This window comes from Halomonas sp. PR-M31, assembly GCF_001039575.1.
In the GTDB taxonomy this organism is placed as follows: domain Bacteria; phylum Pseudomonadota; class Gammaproteobacteria; order Pseudomonadales; family Halomonadaceae; genus Modicisalibacter.
Window position 1 is genome coordinate 23143 of the sequence record NZ_JIBT01000046.1, and the last position, 19298, is coordinate 42440.

Below are 19298 nucleotides of genomic sequence, written 5' to 3' on the forward strand. Positions count from 1 at the left end.
AGGAAGATCGATGATCATGCAGATCCTGGTTCTTTATGCCATCACCGCTGTCATATTTCTCGGCCTGGACGCCGTCGGCTTGAGCAAGATCATGCGGCCGCTGTTCGAAACGCACATCTCAAGCATGCTGCGCGATGATGTACAGATAGTGGCGGCAACGATTTTCTATTTGATCTACGTGGCGGGGCTGCTTTACTTCGTGTCGGTACCCGCACTGCGGGGCAACGCCCCAATGATGGCATTGTTGAACGGCGCGATTCTTGGAGCGATTGCCTATGGCACCTTCGAGTTCACGGCGTTTTCGGTGCTCAAGGGCTGGCATTGGCAAATGGTCGCCACGGATATGGTCTGGGGTACGGTATTGACCGGATTTTCCGCCTGGGCGGGGGTCATGCTGACGCGCTGGATCATGCCGGGCTGATATTCGGGGCTTGGCCGGTCAACGCAAATGCGCAGGGTGTCAGAGGTACGATGCATGAAACGCTGCCCATGTCGTGACTCATCATGACATGGGCAGCGTTTTCGCATCGTCGACAAAAGTGCCTGGAAAAACGACATCGACAATCCCGTTCATTCTCGAAAGCTAGAACTGTCCTGGTCGCACCATCGCATCCATACCGCCGTCGACGAAGAACACGCTGCCGTGGATGAAGCTTGCCTGATCGGATTGCAGGAAGGCGACGACATTGGCGATTTCCTGAGGCGTGCCGGCGCGACCCAGCGGAGCGACGAAGTTCTTGACCGCCTCGCCGAAGCGCGGGTCGTCCTTGGCGGCCTGATGAAGAGGGGTTTCCACCGCCCCTGGGGCAATCACGTTGGCGCGCAGGCCTTGCTTGCCCCAGGCGGGGGCCTGCTGGCGCACGTAACTGCTGACGGCGTACTTGGAGGCGGCGTAGGCGGTATGGGGCTCGGCGAGATCCAAAGCGATACGCCTGGCGGCGGTTTCGTCGTCATCCAGCATGGCGGATACCATCTCGTGAGGGCGCCCGACCATTTGATTGCCCGCCACGGAACCAATCACCAGTACCGCCGGCTGCTCGCCTTGTTGCAGGGCATCCTGCAAGCCTTCCAGCAGCTTCGTTACCCCGAAGTAGTTGACGCCGACGATCATGTCGCTGGGAAAGGTGACCCCGACCCCGGCACAGCACACCAGGCCGTCGAGCCGCCCCTGGCACTGCTCGAGGGTGGCGGAAACTGCCAATTCCCGGCCCTCGGCGGTGGAAAGATCCGCGTTGATATCGGCATTGTTGCGGTCGATGCCGATGATGCGATGGCCCGCGGCTTTCAATGTTTCGCATACCGTTTTGCCGATACCCGAAGCGGCGCCGGTGACTGCAGTGATAGGCATGGTCGATCTCCTTTTTGTGTTGTTGAGAAAGTCAGGTTCATCTAAGAGGGTGTTTACGAAAGTCACGAGCGACGGTCAGGCAAGGCGAAATCAGTCGAAAAAGCGGAGTTTACTGGGCGTAAATGAGCATTTTGAGACTGATTTCAACACAGCGTGACCTAGCGCAGTAATTTGTAAACATCCTCTAAGAGGTTTCAGGTTGCTGCCGACCCGTTAGTCTATCGTCGACGGCGTTTTCCGAATCCGTCTGAGCCGCCATGCGCATCACTCGCCAGATCAACAGCATGGCGATTATGGTGGTGAATACGCAGAAGAGCAGGGCGTAGCGCAGCGACTGTTCATCGAAATAGGGAATCAAGAGATCGCTGAGTATGCCGATGGAAAGCGGTCCCAGCCCGACACCGAACAGAGTGACCATGATGGTCTGAATTGCCAGGGCAGTGCCCCGAGTGTGAGGCGTCACCAGCTGGGTGATGTAGCCCAGCAATGGCCCCACCCACCACACTGCAAAGAAACCGTTGACACCACACCACAGCATGGCGGCGGGTACAGGAAAACCGCCGATCAGGATGACCCAGTCGCTGGGCCACAGTAGATAGTTGAGCATGGCGAAAATGCCTATCAGATGGCCGATCTGAGGAATGCGAAGCTGCCAGGAGGGATGACGGCGCACGAAGCGATCCGTCAGCCAGCCGCCGAACAGCATGCCCAGTGCCGCGGAGCCACCGCCGATTATACCGGCAAGCGTACCCGCCTCGCGCAGTTCCAGATCGTGAATCCTGACCAGGAACGTGGCATTCCACATGCCATAGGCGTTGGCCCCCAGGGTGGTGACAGCGCTGGCGATGATCAGGGTGCGATAGGCAGGCTGAGACCATAGCGAGCGGGCGCTCCCTAGCATGCCTTGTACCGGAACCTCAAGGCTAGGGGCAGGATCCCAGGCGCCGCGCTGGGGTTCGTGAACCAGAAAGGCCAGCAGCAGCGATAGCACCAATGCCGGGACGCCCACCAGCATGAAGGTAAATCGCCAGCCCTGCAGCTCCACCAGCCAGGCCCCCAGGCTCAAGGCCACGATGGCGGCCAATGTAGGCGCGGTGGTAAAGCAGCTAATGGCGAAAGAGCGCCGCTGGGGTGGATAAAGGTCGGCGATCATCGAAAGCGATGAGGCGGTTACCGGCGCCTCGACCACCGCCACCAGCATGCGTGCCAGCACCAGCACATAAAAGCCCACGGCGAAGCCACACAGGATGGTGGCCACCCCCCAGCACAATGCGCAGATCGCCAGCAATCGAGTGCGCGAGACCCGGTCTGCCAGGTGCCCACCGGCAAGCCCGAAGATGGCGTAGACGCCGGCGAAGGCCAGCCCTGATACCAAGCCCATGGCGCTATCGCTGACCCCGAACTCCTGCTTGATCGGCTCGATCATCACCGCCAGGACCTGACGACCGATGAAATTGTCGGTGTACAGCAGCGTCAGTACCAGCAGCAGCGCATGGCGCCGCCAGGGCGAGATGGTCGCAGGGGCGTGGGTCATCGGCGCTTATCCGACCTGACGCTCACGAGCCATGGACATGGCGGTGTCCTCGATCATGTCCTCCTGGCCGCCCACGGTGCCGCGCTTGCCAAGCTCCACCAGAATGTCCCGGGCAGAAACGCCATATTTCTTGCTGGCGCGCTGAGCGAACAGTAGAAAAGACGAATAGACGCCGGCGTACCCTAGGGTCAAGGCGTCCCGATCGACGCGAATCGGCTGGTCCATCATCGGCACCACGATATCCTCGGCGACATCCATGATGCGATACAGATCCACCCCGTGCTTGACGCCCATGCGCTCGAGTACCGCCACGAACACCTCTAGCGGCGTGTTGCCCGCCCCGGCCCCAAGCCCTGCCACGGAGCCGTCGATACGAGCGGCACCGGCCTCGATGGCGGCCAAGGAGTTGGCGATGCCCATGCCCAGATTGTGATGGCCGTGGAAGCCGATCTCGGTCTCCGGCTGCAGCTCACTGCGCAGCAGCCCCAGCCGAGCGGTCACATCGTCCGGCAGCATATAGCCCGCGGAGTCCGTGCAGTAGATGCAGTTGGCGCCATAGGACTCCATCAGCTTGGCCTGGGCCAGTAGCTTCTCCGGCTCGATCATGTGAGCCATCATCAGAAAGCCCACGGTGTCCAGGCCCAGCTTGCGGGCCATGCCGATATGCTGCTCGGCAACGTCCGCCTCGGTGCAGTGAGTCGCGATGCGGATCGTCGAGACACCAAGATCCTTGGCCATGTGCAGATGGTCCAGGGTGGCGATGCCCGGCAGCAGCAGGGCAGAGACTCGCGCCTGCTCCATTTTCGGCACCACCGCCTGCAGGTACTCCTCGTCACTATGGGCGGGGAAGCCGTAGTTGAGTGAAGCGCCGCCAAGGCCATCGCCGTGGGTGACCTCGATCAGCGGCACGCCGGCCCGGTCCAGGCCGGTGGCCACCGCGATCATCTCCTCGAGGCTGATCTGATGACCCTTGGCATGCATGCGTCGCGCAGAGACATGTCGTGCAGGGTGACGTGCTTTCCTTGTAGATTCATGTCGCGCTCCTCAGGCAGTGACGGGGGTGAGTTCCAGATTGCCGCTGACCAGTTCCTTGGCGAACAACTCCGCGGTACGCAGGGCAGAGGCGGTCATGATGTCCAGATTGCCCGCATACTTGGGCAGGTAGTCTCCCAGGCCCTCGACCTCCAGAAACACCGAGACCTTGCGCCCATCGAAGACCGGCCCGTTCTTGAGCCGATAGCCCGGCACGTACTGCTGCACCTCTTCGATCATGGCCCGCACGGAGTCGGTAATGGCTTGCTGATCCGGCTCGTCCACGGTCAGGCAATGAATGGTGTCGCGCATGATCAAGGGTGGCTCGGCGGGATTGATGACGATGATCGCCTTGCCTTTTTGAGCGCCGCCGACCTTCTCTACCGCGCCAGCGGTGGTGCGGGTGAACTCGTCGATGTTTTGGCGGGTGCCCGGTCCCACGGAGCGGGACGACACGGTGGCGACGATCTCGCCGTATTCCACCGGCTGCACGCGGCTAACCGCGTAGACCATGGGGATGGTGGCCTGACCGCCGCAGGTCACCATGTTGACGTTCATCTCGCCGTTGCCCAGATGGCCTTCCAGATTCACCGGGGGTACGCAGAATGGCCCGACCGCCGCCGGGGTCAGGTCGATCATCAGGACCCCCAGGGCATTGAGCTTGCGAGAATTTTCCGCGTGCACGTAGGCGGAGGTGGCATCGAAGGCGATCTGCACGCCATCTTCCTTGACGTGGGGTAGCAGTCCGTCGATCCCTTCCGCCGTGGTCTTCAAGCCCATTTGTCGGGCGCGTTCCAGCCCCTCTGAGTTTTCATCGATGCCGACCATCCACACCGGCTCGAGCAGAGAGCTGCGAGCAAGCTTGTAAAGCAGGTCGGTGCCGATGTTGCCGGAGCCGATCAGGACACACTTGATCTTGTTCATGGGGCTACCTTTATTAAATGGGACGCGAGGGCACTCGCCGATGTTTAGCCAAACGTAATGGAGCAGTCGCCCAGGCCGCGAATCCGCAGCTGGAATCGATCGCCTGAAACGACGGGTACCAGCGGTGCCAAGCGCCGGAGAGAATCAGTTCGCCCTTGCGAAAGGGAATGCCATATTCCCCCAAGGTATTGGCCAGCCAGGCCACTGCTTCCGCAGGATGGCCCTGTACGGCGGCGCCCACGCCGCTGCCGGCGGCCTCACCGTTGCGCCATACCGTCATCTCCAGAGCGGCCAGATCCAGCCCCTCCGGGGAGACCCGATTCTCACCAATCACGAAGATGCCGCAGGAGGCGTTGTCCGCCACGGTGTCCTCGATGCGGATCTTCCAGTTCTCGATGCGCGAATCGACGATCTCAAAACAGGGGGCGACCCACTCCGTGGCATTCAATACGTCGTCCCGGGTAACACCGGGCCCTGAAGATCGGCCTTGAGCATGAAGGCGATCTCGCCTTCGGCCCGGGGCTGGATCAGGCGCGCTTCGTTCAGGGAAACGCAGGTATCGGCGGAGTAGTGCATGCGATCGGTGAGGAAACCGAAATCCGGCTGATGCACGTTCAGCATGTCCTGGACCGCCTGGCTGGTCACGCCGATCTTCTTGCCGATCACACGCTCACCTGATGCCTCGCGGCGTTTCAGCGCATGCAGCGAGATCCGGTAGGCCGCGTCGATATCGATTTCCGGATGGCGACTGGTCAGGGGCGCCAGCGTATGGCCGTCCTGCAGGGCGGCAAATAGCTCATCCCCCAACGATTCAATTAATGTTTGATGCACGGCGGCTCTCCTTGGTTCTCCTCGGCTCTCTCTTTGACGTCTCTCGACTCAACCCGGCCAGACACTGCCTTCGGCGCCGCCATCCACTTCAATGACCTTGCCGGTGATCCAGGCTGCCGCGGGAGTGGCCAGAAAAAGCGCGGCGGCGGCGATGTCTTCAACCTGGCCCAGGCGCTTCAATGGCGTGTTGTTGGCCATGGCCTCCAGCATTTCCGGGGAAGCGGCATTTTCCAGGGCGGCGGTAAGAATCGGCCCCGGCGCAATGGCGTTGACCCGCACCTGAGGCGCAAAATCCTGAGCCAACAGCCGCGTCATGTGGGTCAAGGCCGCCTTGGCGGTGCCGTAGGCGCTGAAATGCCGCTGCACGTAACGGGCCGCTCCGGAGGTGATGTTGATGACGCTGCCAGCGCCGGCTTCACGCATGTGCGGTACGCACAGCTGGGTCAGGGCATAGGCGGAGGTAACGTTGAAGTGCAGCACCCGATCGAGTTCCTCGGGGGTCATCTTCAAGGGGCTGTTGGGGCCGGAGCCGCCGGCGTTGTTGACCAGCTGGGTGATACCGCCCAGCTCTTCTCTGGTACGGGCTACCAGCATGCGGCGCTGTTCGGGGTCGTTGACGTCGCAGCTCAACGCCAGGGCACGTCGGCCCCGAGAGCGAATCTCGTCGGCGACGGTTTCAACGTCCGCCAAGGTGCGCGCCGAGCAGGCCACATCGGCACCGGCATCGGCGAAGGCCAGGGCGATGGCGCGGCCCAGCCCACGACCGGCGCCGGTGACCACAGCCACTTGACCTTCCATCGAGAAGCGATCCAGAAGCGTTGTCATTATTGAGTGTCTCCTATCGTTTCAGGTGTCGACCATAGATCCGGCAGTCCCGGGTCGCTGTCGTTGATCAAGCGCTTGAGCAGCAGCTTCAGGGCCAGGGTGTCGCCAGGGCCCAGTTTGGCCAGAAGGTCTTCTTCGACCGCCTTGGCGGCAGCGATCTGGTGCAGGGAAATGTCCCGGCCTTCTCCGGTAAGACGGTAGCGGGTAATGCCACCTTCAACCTCGGCAACGATACAGCCCTCTGTCTCGAGGGTATCCAGATCCTCTTGGGTCACCGGATCGCCGGTATAGCCGATATAGCCGTTTAGCTCCTGCAGGGTCTGGTTATCGCGCACGATGAGTACCGACAGGATGTAGAACAACTTGTCCTTGAAGGTTTTGCTCTGCTGCTGGCGCAGTTGATAGAGCATCTGGAAATGGGCGCGGCCCAAGAGATAACCGACCAGGTCCTCGGTATAGCCGCATTCCGGTGCCGGCGTGCCGGTGGTCAGACGCGGAGTTTCCCGGGGCTTGCGGGCGGTGAATGCATACTGTCCACTCTGAAACACTAGTGGCGGCAGTTCGCTTTGATCAAAGGCCAGCACCTCGCCAATGAAGATCAGGTGATCGCCACCGTCGTGGGTAAAGACCGTACGGCATTGAAAGCGGGCGGTGCAGTCGTGCAGCAAGGGGGCAGGAGTAATGCCTTCATCCAGCACTATTTCGGCGAACTTGTCCTCGCCGCGAGAGGCAAAACGCCCGGAAAGCGCTTCCTGCTCCGTCGACAGCACATGCACGTTCCAGTGATCCGTGGAGTTGAACACCGGTAGGCTCTGGGCATTCTTGGCCAGGCTCCACAACACCAGAGGGGGATCCATGGAGACCGAGTTGAAGCTGTTGGCAGTGATGCCCACCGGGGTGCCGTCCTCCGCCTGAGCGGTAATGATGGTGACACCAGTGGTGAACGTACCCAGGGCACTTCGAAAGGCGCGGGTATCGAAGCTGCTTTGGCTCATCGCGAGGGCTCCTGCCTTATTGTCTTGCTGGCAGTATCCTGTGCCGTTGCCGATGCCTCATCGTCTTTCCGGACTACGGCTTTATCTCAGTGCCGGCAACAGGAAGGTGAGTAATGCCGGGGGCAGGGCGCCCATCCTGCGCGAGGTTCAAATTGAATTCCCACCGCCTCGGTTCCCCTCGTCGTCCGATTGGACGACGCTTCAAGCATTGTGATGGGCTAACAAGGGAGTCATTGACGAACATGACGATAAAAGGGCTTTCACATGGCGGATACACGCAATCACGCTGAAGACATAGCACAGCGACTCATGCAGCAACGAGCGGCCTTCACCGCCGCCGGCGAGGTCAGCGTCGAGGAGCGCCGCGCCCGCCTGCAACAGGTGATCAATCTATTGGTGGCTTATCACGAGCCGCTCGCCGATGCCATGGGCGAGGATTTCGGCGGTCGCCACCCAGGCTATTCGATCATGAACGATATCCTCGGCACCCTGGGCTCGCTCAAGCATACCCGGGACCATCTCGAAAAATGGATGCAGGCAGACAAGCGGCCGCCGTTCTTTCCCTACGATCAGCTGGGTGCCGAAGCCTGGGTGATGTATCAGCCCAAAGGGTGGTAGGCATTATCGGCACCTGGAACGCGCCGGTCTTCACCTTGCTCAGCCCTTTGGCCTGCGTATTGGGCGCGGGTAATCGAGCGATATTAAAGCCCTCCGAGATCGCACCGCGCACTGCCGAGGTGCTGGCCAACGCCTTCGCCGAACGTATCGATCCCGACATCATCGATGTGGTCACTGGAGATGCCGAAGTGGGCGCCGCCTTTGCCGCCCAGGCTTTCGATCATCTGGTGTTCACCGGCAGTACCCAAGTGGGGCGCAAGATCATGGCCGCCGCCGCGGAGAACCTGGTGCCGGTCACCCTGGAGCTGGGGGGCAAGTCGCCGACCATCCTTGGGCGTAGCGCCGACCTGGATGCCGCCACCCATCGAATCGCCTTGGCCAAGTCCACCAATGGCGGCCAGATATGCATCAGTCCAGACCTCTTATACGTGCCCCGGGAGCGATTGGAGGAAGCGCTTACCGGTCTCAAGCAGGCTTTTGCGAGTCTCTACCCAAGCGTCGCGGAGAACCCGGACGTCGTTTCGGTGATCAACGACGCGCACCTGACCCGCATCGAAGGGTATATCGATGAAGTACGCCAGGCGGGAGGACGCATCGAAATTACCCCGGAGGATACCACCGAGGACGAGAGTAGCCGCCGACGCGCCCTGCATCTGATCGTCGATCCGCCGCGCAGCAGCCGTATCCTGCAGGAAGAAATCTTCGGCCCGGCGCTGGTGGTATTGCCCTATGACCGGATCGATGAGGTGATTGCGGATATCAATCATCGCAGTCGGCCTTTGGCGCTTTATTATTTTGGCGAAGACGCCGCCGAACAGCGTCAGGTGCTCGAGCACACGCTCTCCGGAGGCGTAACGATCAACGACGCCTTGATGCACGCGGCCATGCACGAGGCGCCCTTCGGTGGGGTGGGCGCCTCGGGCATGGGGCACTATCACGGCTTCGACGGTTTTCGTGAATTCAGCCATATGCGCACGGTGTTCAAGGCGCCGTCGATAGACCCGCGAGCCGAATGGGGGGTGCTGCCGCCCTACGACGATGGCTTTCTGGCCGCCATGAAAGCCCAGGTCGTGCCGGATTGACGTGCCCATACAAAAGCTCGAACGAGGTCCTGCATGAGTCAGCTATTGATCAGCCAGCAAGCGCAAGGTGTGTTACGCCTGACCCTGAATCGTCCGGAGAGCAAGAATGCCTTGAACCGCCCCCTGTACGCGGCGCTGAGCGAGGCTCTCGCTCAAGCCGATGAGGACTCGGCCGTTCAAGTGGTAGTGATCGACGGCGCGGGGGATAGCTTTTGTGCCGGCAACGATCTGCAGGATTTCCTGGTAGCCGACGACCCGCTCGCTGCCTCCCGGCGCCTGTTCAAAATTCTTACGGCATTCTCCAAACCCTTGGTCGCCAAGGTACAGGGTCATGCGGTCGGTATCGGCACTACGCTGTTGTTGCATTGCGATCTGGTGCTCTGCCAGGAAGAGGCGCGTTTCCTGTTGCCTTTCACTCGATTAGGCTGGTGCCGGAAGGCGGCAGTAGTCTGCTGCTGCCGCAGCTGATCGGCCACCTCAAGGCCTTCGAACTGCTGGTAATGGGGGAGACCTGCGACGCCGCTACCGCCCAGCAGCTGGGGCTGGTCAACGCGGTACTGTCGGCGGCGGATATAGAGGACGCGCTTGCGCAACGCCTGAAACGGCTTCTCGCGTTGCCCCAGGCGGCGGTCCGGCAGGGTAAGGCCATGTTGCGGGATCATCAACGTGAGCGCTTGCGTCAGATCGTCGAGGAAGAACTCGATGTCTTCGAAGAGTATTTGCATACCCCTGAGGCGCGAGCGGCCTTGCACAAGTTCTTGAATTGAAATGATGGGTTTTTTCGCAAAATGGCTCTCGAGAAGAGCCATTTTCTTTTCAGGCCATGTCTGTATTAAAACATCCATAAAAAAACCCATCGGCCTGAGCCGATGGGCATCAAGTGCCATGCCTAACGTGAATTAGAAGGCTTTCTTCAACACCAGCGCCACGAAATCTCGGTCGGTGAGAAGACGCTGTTCTTCTGGAGTATCGGTTTCCGATCCGCCATAAAAGCCGACGTAGGTCAGCCCCGCCTGAAAGCCGGTGCGATGAGTGAAGTTGGCACTGACGCTGCCACGCATGTCACCTTCACCCCCTACGCCGCCGGTCAGAGTACGACCGCTGAGCTGCTGGGAGTAGCTTACCGGCACGCTAAGATCCCAGTCTTCGGTAAAGCCCGGATAGTCCAATGTCAGTGTGGTGGAAAAGGCAAGTCCGTGATTGGAGAAGTACAGATCGTCGGTTTCTGGCGCCACGGTTTCGGGCAGGTTGTCGGCGCCGGCCAGGCGACGCTTGTCCGCATCCAGCACGTTGACGTAGGCCAGCTCCGCAGCCAGTAGCACGCCGTCCGCAAAGGGGGTGCGGCCGAAGTTGTACAGGGTGTTCAGGTTGGTTTGAAGTATCTTGGCCTCGGTGGCCGACGCAATGGTGTTGTAGTTGCCGTTGGCGCCCAGAATCTCGGTGCTGACCAGCGTTGGGGCACCATCCTTATAGGATACTTCGCCAGCGATGGAAGCCTTGCCCATGGCCGTGGTGAAGGTGGCGCCGATCAGATCGATATTGTCGAAGTAGTTCACGTTGTAACTACCCAGACCCCCATTGGCCAAGGGATTGACCTCCGTCAACGGGATACGGTCGTGATAGTTCAGGTAGTAAAGGCCCACCTCGGTATTTAGGCTAAGACGATAGCGTGCACCGACCCCCCACTGGCCGAAATCGTCCGGCTCGTCGTTCGATCCGCGAGGCGCAAAGGTACAGGTGCCTCCCACAACAGGACCCAGGCATTTGCCACCGCGACCGATGACATCGCTGGTGCTCAAAAAGGCACCAGGCTCCGGCACGATGGTACGGTGCCAGCCATATTGCGCATGAGCCAGCAGCGACCAGTCATTGCCGATCTGCATCTGCATGGAGACCTGGTCTTCCGGCAGCAGGATATCCTTGACCTCGGTGCCAGGGATGTCCGATTTGGTGCCGTCCGCAGGCCCCTGAGCGCCTGAAATGCCCGGGAAGAATAACGCCTCGCCCCAGGAGACGACGTGCTTACCTAGACGAAAATTGGCGAGAACGTCGTCGCCGAAGGTCTGGGTGGTGTAGCCATAAAAATCCAGAAGCCGCGAATAGCCACCGTGATAGCGCTCGGCGCCGTCGGTAAACTCATCCGGATCTCCCGGATAGTTGACCGGGCCGTCGTTGTCGGTGGAATTGTGATAGACATCGTCGTAGAAGGTGCTGGCAGAGGCGACGAGGCCGCTGTTTCCCTTGTAAAGACGCGTTTCCAGCAACAGGCTGAGACGATTGGCCGTCAGGTCGCCTCGATCGAAATTGTTGTTGCCGTCATTGCCGCTTGTAAAGTCCTCAAGCTCTGAATCGGGATTTTCCAGGCGGGTAGACAAGGTATAAGTGGCGGTGGCCTGCCAATCCAGATTGACACCTTTGCCTAGATCGATGGTTTCTCCTGCAAAGGCGGTCTGAGAGAGCCCTGCACCTAGCAGGGCCGCCACGAGAGGCTTTAGACGAAATTTATTATTCATTGTCGTTGTGTTCCCTTGACAGAATCGAACTTAGAAACTTCTTGCGCGCAAGGAAGCAGGCGTGTACATGTCCGGTGACAAGCCACCCGCATTCAGGATCGGGCCCTTGTCCAGGTCTTGGAACAGGTTATAGGCCACGTATCCGCCGCCGCTCAGGTCGTAGTAGAAGCTGGTACCGGCATGGAAGGCTTCAGTATCCGGCGTGTAGTAATAGTTGGAGGCGGCATACTGAACGAGCTGACCCCGAGTGTCGTAGTAGTCGGCCATAAGCCCGTGCCAGCTATCTTCGTCGATATACAGCACGCGCTTGCCATACTTGTGGCGATAGTTGTTCTTGAGAGCACCTTCGAGTACCCAGACTCGGCGCAGCTCATAGCGCATGAAGTCGGGGTTAGGAACGCCGGGCTGTAGCAGTTCGTCATAACTCACGTCTTCGGTGTGTAAACGATAAGTGTTGATAGGCACGTACATCTCTTTCTTGCCCAAGAGCGTCCAGTTGTAGCGGATGGGCGAGCCGTTCATCAGCCGGTCCTGGTCGATGGTGACCTTGCCACTGGTACCTTTGGCCGGACTATCGAAGCCGTATTCCGGTAGCTGGCGAACGCGACGTGTCCCTGGGTTATAAGTCCAAGCGAGACGGTCATTGGAGAAGTTCACAGGCTCGGAGGAGACTGTCGTCGTGCCCTTGTCTCGAGTCGGCTTCAGGGTTCCGGTGTTGGAATAGGCCATGACGCCACTTACGGGTTTACCCATCTCCTCGGGTTTCGTGGTCATGTTGAGACCGGTATTTTTGGTCTGCCCCCAGGTGATGTTGCCGCTGGCGCTCACCTCGGCGATGTCACGCTTCTCCATGACTTCCGTATAGGCGAGATAGGGGAAGGTCAGGTTGAACAGCACCTGCAGGGCCTCGTCCGGGCCGCTGGGAATGGGGAAAGGCGTGCCGCCCTTGTAGCCCGAATAGCCCAGGCCACCATCCGTCAATTCCGCTTCCGTCGCGTTGCGCTTGGCGATATCGCACACCTGTTGCGGGTAGCTGAAGATTCGCTTGCTCTCATACACCGGCATCTCGAACTTATCCGGGTAGCGCTGGAAGAGCGCCTGCTGGCCTTCGGAAAGCTTGTCCTGGTAGTCCCGCCAGTTGCTGCCGTTGATCACGAACTTGGGTTGTTCGTTGGCGAAGGGGTTCACCGGGTGCTGCCCCACATGCGGGGTGTAGTTGACGTTGCCTGGCAACTTGCCCATGTACTCCCCGGTAAAGGGCGGGATGGTGCCATCCGCGTTGCCGGATGCCTCGGCACCCACACAGGTGAGTTCACTGCCGAGTTTCTGGGCCTCTTGGGAAGACACCTTGGCATGGGCCGTGCTCATGGCGAACGACAGCGCAAGTACAGAAGTGACGGGGACTAACAGATACCTGTTTATCATGCTTCCTCCTACCGGGAAGGTTTGGGACAGAGATCGAGCGCGTTGTTTTGCTTGTGCTTCAATCATTGCGCAGCGTATGAGGAGCAACGTCGTCCATTGAGACTAGGCAAGAAAATTTTTAAATTTATCGCCCAGCGGCTGAATCAAGCTGTGTTGTTGCGCTGGAATAGCAACGGTAAAAGTTTGCAATTTCTCTTTAGTAACCCGAGGCACGTAGCGCTGCCGGGGTGTACATATCCGGACTCAAGCCTCCCTTGTTGAGAATGGGGCCTTTGTCCAGGTCTTGGAAAAGGTTAAAGGCTACGTAGCCTCCAGTAGCCAGATCATGATAAAAACTCGTGCCCGCATGCCAAGCCTTCGCATCGAATGCATAGTAGTAGTTGATGAAAGCATGCTGCACTAGCTGATCACGAGTGTCGTAGTAATCGGCTACAATGCCGTGCCAAGTATCCTCGTCGATGTACATGACTCTTTTACCGTATTTATGGCGATACTGTTGCTTGAGACTTCCTTCCAATACCCAGACCCGGCGCAGTTCATAGCGCATGTAATCTGGGTTGGCATGATGTTTGATCAACAGATCGTCGTAACTGACGTCATTTGAATGAATGCGATAGGCATTGGCAGGAATGTAGATCTCTTTTTTGCCTTTGAGCGACCAGTTATAGCGAATGGGCGAGCCGTTCATAAGCCGGTCTTGATCGATGGTAACCTTCCCACTGGTACCATCGGCGGCGCTGTCGAAGCCGTATTCTGGCATCTGCCTGACGCGACGAGTGCCGGGATTATAGTTCCAAGCAAGTCGATCACCTTCGACAAAGTTCGTAGGCTCCGAAGAGATAGTGATGGAACCCTTATTGCGGGTCGGCAGTAGGACCTCCGAGCGGTAGTACGCCATCACCCCTTCTATCGGCTCGCCCATATTTTCTGGACGAGTCACTACATTAAGACCATCGATCTTCGTTTGACCCCAGGTAATGTTACCGCTGGCACTGATATCAGCGATATCCCGCTTCGGCATACTCTCGGTGTAGGCGCGATACAGGAAATAGGTGTTCATCAGTACTTCCAGCGGTTGCTCCGTTACGGGAAAAGGCACCGCACCCTTGTAGCCCGAAAAGCCTAATCCGCCATCGGTTAACTCCGCCTCCAGGGCATTGCGCTTGGCGATGTCACAGACTTGCGGGGGATAGCGAAAATCGCGTCTGCCCGGATAGATCGGCATTTCGAACGTCTGTGGATATTGCTCGAACATAGCTTGTTGCCCTGGCGTTAGTTTGTTCGAGTTCTCGCGCCAATTGTCACCGGTAATCACGAAGATGGGAGTGTCGTTGCGGTAGGGGTTTATTGGATGCTGACCAACATTCTCGTCGTAGTTCATTCCCGAGGGTGTTCCTAGCCATTTGCCTGAAAAAGGGGGAATGGTGCCTTCCTTATTACCTGCTGACACTGCTCCGACACAGGTTAATTCATTACCCAGTTTCTGCACTTCCTGAGCCGATACAGCAGCCTGAGTAATACTTGGAAAAAGTGCCAGAGTGAATAATGAACTGAACACGAGAGCTGGATACTTTCTGCTCATGTTTCCTCCCGTTGGGAACATACAGGTCGAACAAAACGTGGTGATTATCTTGTATGATAAAATGCTTTTATTAGCATTACGTCGTCCGATTAGACTATAAAGTTAGCGTTTTAGCATGAATTGAAATAGACAAGTCGCTATCATCAATATCGACGCTCTACAACGTCATCGGCCAGCCAGCGATGTCCGTGCCCTTGCAATAAAAAAACGCCGGGATGGCGTGGCTATCCCGGCGTATTGAATCCATCCGCTTTTCCGTCAGGCGCTTTCGCTTTCACTGTAGGCCACTGCACCGCGGGGGACATAAATCCCGTCACACTGGTCGCGAAACTCATGCGCCCGTTCCCGCGGGTTGTAAAATTGCTTGTACCAGATTCGCGCTTTCATGAAGGGGCCATCGCTGGGAATGAACATGCCGTTGAGGCAGGGCGCCTTGTTGGTCCACACCTCGAAGTCCTGCATGAAGGCCAATAGGCTTGCGTGCTGGAACTGACGAGCGGCAATCTCGTCCTGGGTGGTGACCGGGCTGCTGCCGCTGGGAGATTTCACCAGCAGCGCGTGCCAGACCTTGATGCTGCCGTCCTCGATCGGCGTATGGTTGATCATCAAGACGCTGTCGTAATAGCCGGTCAGATAGGAGATCAGCACCCCCGGGCCGTGGTAGGTGGTGTCCGTGTGCAGGATCGGGCTGCCACCGTCCGCGTTGACCAGGGTGCGGTGCGGGCCGGCCTGGCGCTGCGTGGCGAGATGGCCGTTGAATTCGTTTTCGTAGCGCTGCACCGTGGAGCCGTGAATCGGACCCAGATGGCCGTAGTCGCAGATATTGTCGATGACTTCCTGAGGGTGCTGTTCGAGGACGCCCAGATCGTCGAACTTCCAGTTGACCCAGCCCGCATCGTCCCATTCCGGAAGCGAGGGATGCTCCCATTCCGGCTCGCCGTTTTCCGGGTCATGCCAGACCCATATTGCGCCAAGGCTTTCCACCACCGGCCAGGACTTGACGCAGGCGGTCTTGGGGATCGGGCCGTCGTGATAAGGAATGTCGTTGCACTGACCGTCCGGGCCGAAGCGCCAGGCATGGTAGGGGCAGCGAATGCTGTCGCCCTCGACGTTGGTGCCGCCGCCGTCGATGATCACGTAAGACGTGTCGTTACGGGCGGCCAGGTGCGTCTTCATGTGCGGGCAATAGGCGTCTAGCAACACCGGACGGCCGCTTTCCTGACCGCGATAGAGCGCGAAATCTCGGCCGAAATAGCGCACAGCCAAAGGTTTGTGCGTATTGATCTCGTCGGCGGTGGCGATCATGAACCAGCCACGGGGAAAGGTGTAGTCGCCTAGCCGATAATCCTGGGAAGTTGCCATCGGTTCCTCCTCGAATGGGATTGATACTCTTGTGATTGTCGAGCCTGGTCCGTTCGCACTCATCCCCTGTTTGGACGATATCGCTGGACGGGCAGAGAAAGTGAATGACGTCTAGGACGTCGCCGGCTGAGCGCCGCTCATCGTCTCGCCGGTAAGCTGATCCAGGCGCTGGCGATAGTGGGCCAGGGCAACGGTAAAGAGCAGCGCAGTCAGCAGCAGCAGGCAAAGCACACAGGCCAAGGCATAGCGCAAGCCATCCGCCCCGAAAGTGGTGGTGAAGACATCGCTCAGCACGCCGGATATCAGCGGCCCGAAGCCGGCGCCCAGCAGCGTGATGCACAAGTTGAGCAGCGCTGCGCCAAGAGCGCGTTGATTGGCGGTGAGCATGTGACTGATGGCGGCGTAGGAAAGCGACGGCCACCAGCTGTTGAAGAAGCCGAAGCCAGCGGCGAACAGCATCGCATGAGGAATCGTCAATCCGCCTACCTGCCAGAGACCGGTCGCCGGCCAGAGCAGGAACGCAAGACCCATGGGAATACTGATCAAGACTCCGAGCAAGGGCAGGCCGATCTGCCAGCGGGAATCCCGGGCGCATAGTCGATCGCAATACCAGCCGCTGAACAGCGCGCCGGCCATGGCGCTCAGACCGCTGGCAAAGCCGAACAGCAGCCCCGCCTGAGCCAGCGTCAGGCCGTGGCTTCTTAAAAGAAAGGTCGGCGCCCAGATGCCATAGCCGTAGCCCGCAACACCGGCCAGCCCACAGCCCAGGCAGAGTAGCGTAAAACCACGAATTCTCAGCAGCGATCGAATCTGGCCGGACAAGGAGGCTTCCGTTGCCTGGGTGATGCCCGGTGCGTCATAAGCACCGCGACGCGGCTCCCGAGTGATGGTCAGCAGCAACAGGGCCAACAGCAGTCCCGGTGCGCCAAAGACAACGAAGGTCGTTCGCCAACCATAGGTTTGCGCCAGCCATCCCCCAAGCATCATGGCCACCAGCAGTCCCAAATGCGGCCCCATCATGAACAGGCTCATCGCCAGGGAGCGACGCTCCTTGGGATAGAGATCCGCCACCATGGACACCGAAGGCGCCATGCCGCCGGCTTCGCCAACGGCCACGGTCATGCGCGCCAACAGCAGCTGCCAGAATTGCTGAGCCATGCCGCAGGCCATGGTGGCCAGGCTCCACAGCCCGCAACAGATCGCCACCATATTGCGACGATTCGCACCCCGATCCGCCATCCGTCCCAGGGGCACACCGAGCAGCGCATAAAGCAGAGCAAAGGCGATACCCGTCAATAGCCCCATCACCGTATCCGAGGCGCCGAACTCCTGTTTGATGGGTTCGATTACGATGGCGATCACGTTGCGATCGATGAACGAGAAGACATAGATCAGCGCCAGCAACAAAAGGCTCAGATGAGCGTGTCGGCCAGCGGGTTCCGTGGTGGAAGAAACTGCCATGGGTCACCTTGTGATTGTGTCGTTGTCGGCGTGGTGGTGAAAACGCCATGCCACTGTTCGGCCATCCTCGATGGCAGGCCGAGCGCCAACATCGTCCTTTTGGACGTATTGAAGAGTGCCTTCGGCTTCTAGATTGTTCTTACAGCCCGGGATAACGACTTGCCTTCCCCCGCACGGTCAAGCGAGGTGGTCATAGGTAAGCGAAGCGATAAACAGGCAAGCGAAGCGGTCAATCAGGAGAGAGACGATGGCGGTCAGCCAAAGGGAACGCGCCCAGCGCAAATGCCGGGAAAAAGAGGCCTTGTCCTTTCCTTTTTCGACACCGCAAGCCAGTGGCCAGGTAGTGGAGGTGGCCAAGGGCGTGCTATGGGCCAGAATGCCAATGCCCATGGCCTTGAACCACGTCAACGTCTACTTGCTGCGCGACGACGATGGGTGGTGGCTGATCGATACGGGCTTGAACAGCGAGCAGAGTCAGCAGGCCTGGGAGCTGATTGCCGCCCAGCAGATCGATGGCTTACCCTTCAAGGCCCTGGTGTGCACCCATTTCCACCATGACCATGCGGGGCTTGCCCACTGGCTGATGGAGCGTTTCAATCTGCCGCTGTACATGAGCTACGGTGAATACTTCACCATGCGCGCCCTGGCTAGCGACAAGGCGGCTCCCATACAGGATGATCAGAAAGGATTTTTCGCCCGCGCCGGGATGCCTGCCCCCGACATCGACCACATGTTCGAAAAGCTGCGCAACTACCCTTTCAATCCGCCTTGCCCGCAAGCCTTTCGCCGGCTGCGCGAGAATGACGAGCTGAGTATCGGTGGCCGTCGCTGGCGCGTGATAGTGGGCGGAGGGCACTCTCCGGAGCATGTTTGTCTGTACTGCGCCGAAGACAAGCTATTGATTGCCGGCGATCAGGTGCTGCCGGAAATCAGCTCGAACGTACTGGTCAGCGATATTCAGCCCGAGGCAGACCCTTTGAAAGACTGGCTGGCGTCGCTGGACCGGCTCGATGCCCTGGCCCCAGACACCCTGGTCATGCCGTCCCATGGCGAGGTGTTCCGCCAGCTGCCTGAGCGCCTGCAGCAGTTGCGCGAGCACCATTCACGGCAATTCGATCTTGTGATGGCGCTGGCGGTGCGTTCGCCGGGCTTTACCGCCTTTGAGGCGATGAACTGCCTTTTCCCTCAGCAGCTGAGTGCCATGGAACAACTCATGGCCTTGGGTGAAGCGATTGCCCACCTGAACTGGCTGCGTCGCGAGGGGCGTCTCATTCGGCGACAGCGCAGCGACATCGACAACTTTTACCCAGCAGGCACGACGCCAACGTCTGCCTGACCGGATCCGATCTAGCAACGACCCGACGTACTGTGAGGTTCGACGTGGAAACGATAAACGAGCAAACAACAACCATCGATATTGCTGCTCTGAAAGCACAGCTGACCGGTCCCGGCGCCCCTTTCGAGCTAACCGACGTTGAAGTGAACGGGCAACCCCTGGCGGTGTTTCGTCAGGCGCCGGTCTCCCTGCCCGCCTTGATCGGGGCCAGCCGCGTTCACGGTGACAAGACCTTCATCGTCTATCAGGGAGAGCGCTGGAGTTTTACGCGCTTCTTCGCCGAGGCAGATGCGCTGGCGAGTTGGCTGCATGCTCAGGGCCTGGAACCAGGGGATCGGGTCGCCATCGCCATGCGCAACCGCCCGGAATGGGCGGTGGCCTTCGTCGCCGCGGCGATGCTGGGGCGGTGGCCCGGCGCCCGAGTCCAATA

17 protein-coding genes and 2 pseudogenes are annotated in these 19298 nt (G+C 59.3%); 6 read left to right on the top strand and 13 right to left on the bottom strand.

Going from position 1 to position 19298, the window contains the following annotated elements; genetic code table 11:
* Positions 1-10 precede the first annotated feature (10 nt).
* Positions 11-421, top strand: a complete 411-nt coding sequence (locus CH74_RS13165) for a DUF2177 family protein (RefSeq protein WP_216594765.1) — start codon at positions 11-13, stop codon at positions 419-421.
* Positions 422-583: 162 nt separating this feature from the next.
* Here the strand turns inward: CH74_RS13165 and CH74_RS13170 are convergent, their stop codons facing one another.
* The 8 genes and pseudogenes from CH74_RS13170 to CH74_RS13200 all read right to left on the bottom strand — a co-directional run bounded on the left by CH74_RS13170 (position 584) and on the right by CH74_RS13200 (position 7489).
* Positions 584-1348, bottom strand: a complete 765-nt coding sequence (locus CH74_RS13170; protein ID WP_048308008.1) for an SDR family oxidoreductase — start codon at positions 1346-1348, stop codon at positions 584-586.
* Between the two features lie 184 nt (positions 1349-1532).
* Positions 1533-2882, bottom strand: coding sequence for an MFS transporter (locus tag CH74_RS13175; protein WP_048308009.1), 1350 nt, complete (start codon positions 2880-2882; stop codon positions 1533-1535).
* 6 nt (positions 2883-2888) lie between these two features.
* Positions 2889-3916: pseudogene (gene dmpG, locus CH74_RS13180) on the bottom strand (4-hydroxy-2-oxovalerate aldolase).
* Positions 3917-3926: 10 nt separating this feature from the next.
* Positions 3927-4838, bottom strand: coding sequence for an acetaldehyde dehydrogenase (acetylating) (locus CH74_RS13185; RefSeq protein ID WP_048308010.1), 912 nt, complete (start codon positions 4836-4838; stop codon positions 3927-3929).
* 13 nt (positions 4839-4851) lie between these two features.
* Positions 4852-5286 (bottom strand): fumarylacetoacetate hydrolase family protein, encoded by a 435-nt coding sequence (locus CH74_RS19840; RefSeq protein WP_301280857.1) that lies wholly within the window; start codon positions 5284-5286, stop codon positions 4852-4854.
* Positions 5283-5669 carry a hypothetical protein gene (locus tag CH74_RS19845; protein ID WP_301280858.1) on the bottom strand — a complete coding sequence of 129 codons (387 nt, stop codon included), beginning with the start codon at positions 5667-5669 and terminating at the stop codon, positions 5283-5285. Before CH74_RS19845 ends, CH74_RS19840 begins: the two co-directional genes overlap by 4 nt.
* 48 nt (positions 5670-5717) lie before the next feature.
* The gene (locus CH74_RS13195; RefSeq protein ID WP_048308011.1) at positions 5718-6494 is read right to left on the bottom strand and encodes a glucose 1-dehydrogenase; all 777 of its coding nucleotides are present in this window, start codon (positions 6492-6494) and stop codon (positions 5718-5720) included.
* Positions 6494-7489, bottom strand: a complete 996-nt coding sequence (locus tag CH74_RS13200; protein ID WP_048308012.1) for a flavin reductase family protein — start codon at positions 7487-7489, stop codon at positions 6494-6496. The genes CH74_RS13195 and CH74_RS13200 overlap by 1 nt, the downstream gene beginning before the upstream one ends.
* A gap of 264 nt (positions 7490-7753) precedes the next feature.
* On the opposite strand from CH74_RS13200, the gene CH74_RS19015 reads away from it, so the two are divergent.
* The 3 genes and pseudogenes from CH74_RS19015 to CH74_RS18345 all read left to right on the top strand — a co-directional run bounded on the left by CH74_RS19015 (position 7754) and on the right by CH74_RS18345 (position 9956).
* Positions 7754-8107 (top strand): hypothetical protein, encoded by a 354-nt coding sequence (locus tag CH74_RS19015; RefSeq protein ID WP_216594766.1) that lies wholly within the window; start codon positions 7754-7756, stop codon positions 8105-8107.
* Entirely contained in the window at positions 8101-9189 is a 1089-nt protein-coding gene (locus CH74_RS13205; protein ID WP_216594767.1) for an aldehyde dehydrogenase family protein, read from the top strand. The genes CH74_RS19015 and CH74_RS13205 overlap by 7 nt, the downstream gene beginning before the upstream one ends.
* 33 nt (positions 9190-9222) lie before the next feature.
* Positions 9223-9956 (top strand): annotated as a pseudogene (locus tag CH74_RS18345) (enoyl-CoA hydratase-related protein).
* Between the two features lie 132 nt (positions 9957-10088).
* Here CH74_RS18345 and CH74_RS13215 read toward each other — a convergent pair.
* From CH74_RS13215 to CH74_RS13235, 5 genes are all read right to left on the bottom strand, one after another.
* Complete coding sequence (locus CH74_RS13215; RefSeq protein ID WP_048308013.1) at positions 10089-11702, bottom strand: DUF1302 domain-containing protein; 1614 nt, start codon at positions 11700-11702, stop codon at positions 10089-10091.
* A gap of 30 nt (positions 11703-11732) precedes the next feature.
* Complete coding sequence (locus tag CH74_RS13220; protein ID WP_048308014.1) at positions 11733-13127, bottom strand: DUF1329 domain-containing protein; 1395 nt, start codon at positions 13125-13127, stop codon at positions 11733-11735.
* A 196-nt stretch (positions 13128-13323) separates the two neighbouring features.
* Positions 13324-14709 carry a DUF1329 domain-containing protein gene (locus tag CH74_RS13225; RefSeq protein ID WP_048308015.1) on the bottom strand — a complete coding sequence of 462 codons (1386 nt, stop codon included), beginning with the start codon at positions 14707-14709 and terminating at the stop codon, positions 13324-13326.
* Positions 14710-14967: 258 nt separating this feature from the next.
* Positions 14968-16071, bottom strand: coding sequence for a Rieske 2Fe-2S domain-containing protein (locus CH74_RS13230; protein WP_048308016.1), 1104 nt, complete (start codon positions 16069-16071; stop codon positions 14968-14970).
* Between the two features lie 111 nt (positions 16072-16182).
* Positions 16183-17532: an MFS transporter gene (locus CH74_RS13235; RefSeq protein ID WP_048308017.1), complete on the bottom strand. Its 1350-nt coding sequence runs from the start codon at positions 17530-17532 to the stop codon at positions 16183-16185.
* A 247-nt stretch (positions 17533-17779) separates the two neighbouring features.
* On the opposite strand from CH74_RS13235, the gene CH74_RS13240 reads away from it, so the two are divergent.
* Both CH74_RS13240 and CH74_RS13245 read left to right on the top strand, forming a co-directional pair.
* Positions 17780-18868, top strand: a complete 1089-nt coding sequence (locus tag CH74_RS13240) for an MBL fold metallo-hydrolase (RefSeq protein WP_053070764.1) — start codon at positions 17780-17782, stop codon at positions 18866-18868.
* A 44-nt stretch (positions 18869-18912) separates the two neighbouring features.
* Positions 18913-19298, top strand: a 386-nt coding sequence (locus CH74_RS13245) for an AMP-binding protein (RefSeq protein WP_216594768.1), incomplete at its 3' end; no start/stop codon positions are given.

Excerpts from the sequence above, each read along its gene's own strand:
- CH74_RS19015 (WP_216594766.1), top strand. The coding sequence starts at position 7,754 with ATGGCGGATACACGCAATCACGCTGAAGACATAGCACAGCGACTCATG.
- CH74_RS13175 (WP_048308009.1), bottom strand. The coding sequence starts at position 2,882 with ATGACCCACGCCCCTGCGACCATCTCGCCCTGGCGGCGCCATGCGCTG.
- CH74_RS13215 (WP_048308013.1), bottom strand. The coding sequence starts at position 11,702 with ATGAATAATAAATTTCGTCTAAAGCCTCTCGTGGCGGCCCTGCTAGGT.
- CH74_RS13235 (WP_048308017.1), bottom strand. The coding sequence starts at position 17,532 with ATGGCAGTTTCTTCCACCACGGAACCCGCTGGCCGACACGCTCATCTG.
- CH74_RS13195 (WP_048308011.1), bottom strand. The coding sequence starts at position 6,494 with ATGACAACGCTTCTGGATCGCTTCTCGATGGAAGGTCAAGTGGCTGTG.
- CH74_RS13165 (WP_216594765.1), top strand. The coding sequence starts at position 11 with ATGATCATGCAGATCCTGGTTCTTTATGCCATCACCGCTGTCATATTT.
- CH74_RS13200 (WP_048308012.1), bottom strand. The coding sequence starts at position 7,489 with ATGAGCCAAAGCAGCTTCGATACCCGCGCCTTTCGAAGTGCCCTGGGT.
- CH74_RS13230 (WP_048308016.1), bottom strand. The coding sequence starts at position 16,071 with ATGGCAACTTCCCAGGATTATCGGCTAGGCGACTACACCTTTCCCCGT.
- CH74_RS13225 (WP_048308015.1), bottom strand. The coding sequence starts at position 14,709 with ATGAGCAGAAAGTATCCAGCTCTCGTGTTCAGTTCATTATTCACTCTG.
- CH74_RS13185 (WP_048308010.1), bottom strand. The coding sequence starts at position 4,838 with ATGAACAAGATCAAGTGTGTCCTGATCGGCTCCGGCAACATCGGCACC.
- CH74_RS13240 (WP_053070764.1), top strand. The coding sequence starts at position 17,780 with ATGGCGGTCAGCCAAAGGGAACGCGCCCAGCGCAAATGCCGGGAAAAA.
- CH74_RS13220 (WP_048308014.1), bottom strand. The coding sequence starts at position 13,127 with ATGATAAACAGGTATCTGTTAGTCCCCGTCACTTCTGTACTTGCGCTG.
- CH74_RS13170 (WP_048308008.1), bottom strand. The coding sequence starts at position 1,348 with ATGCCTATCACTGCAGTCACCGGCGCCGCTTCGGGTATCGGCAAAACG.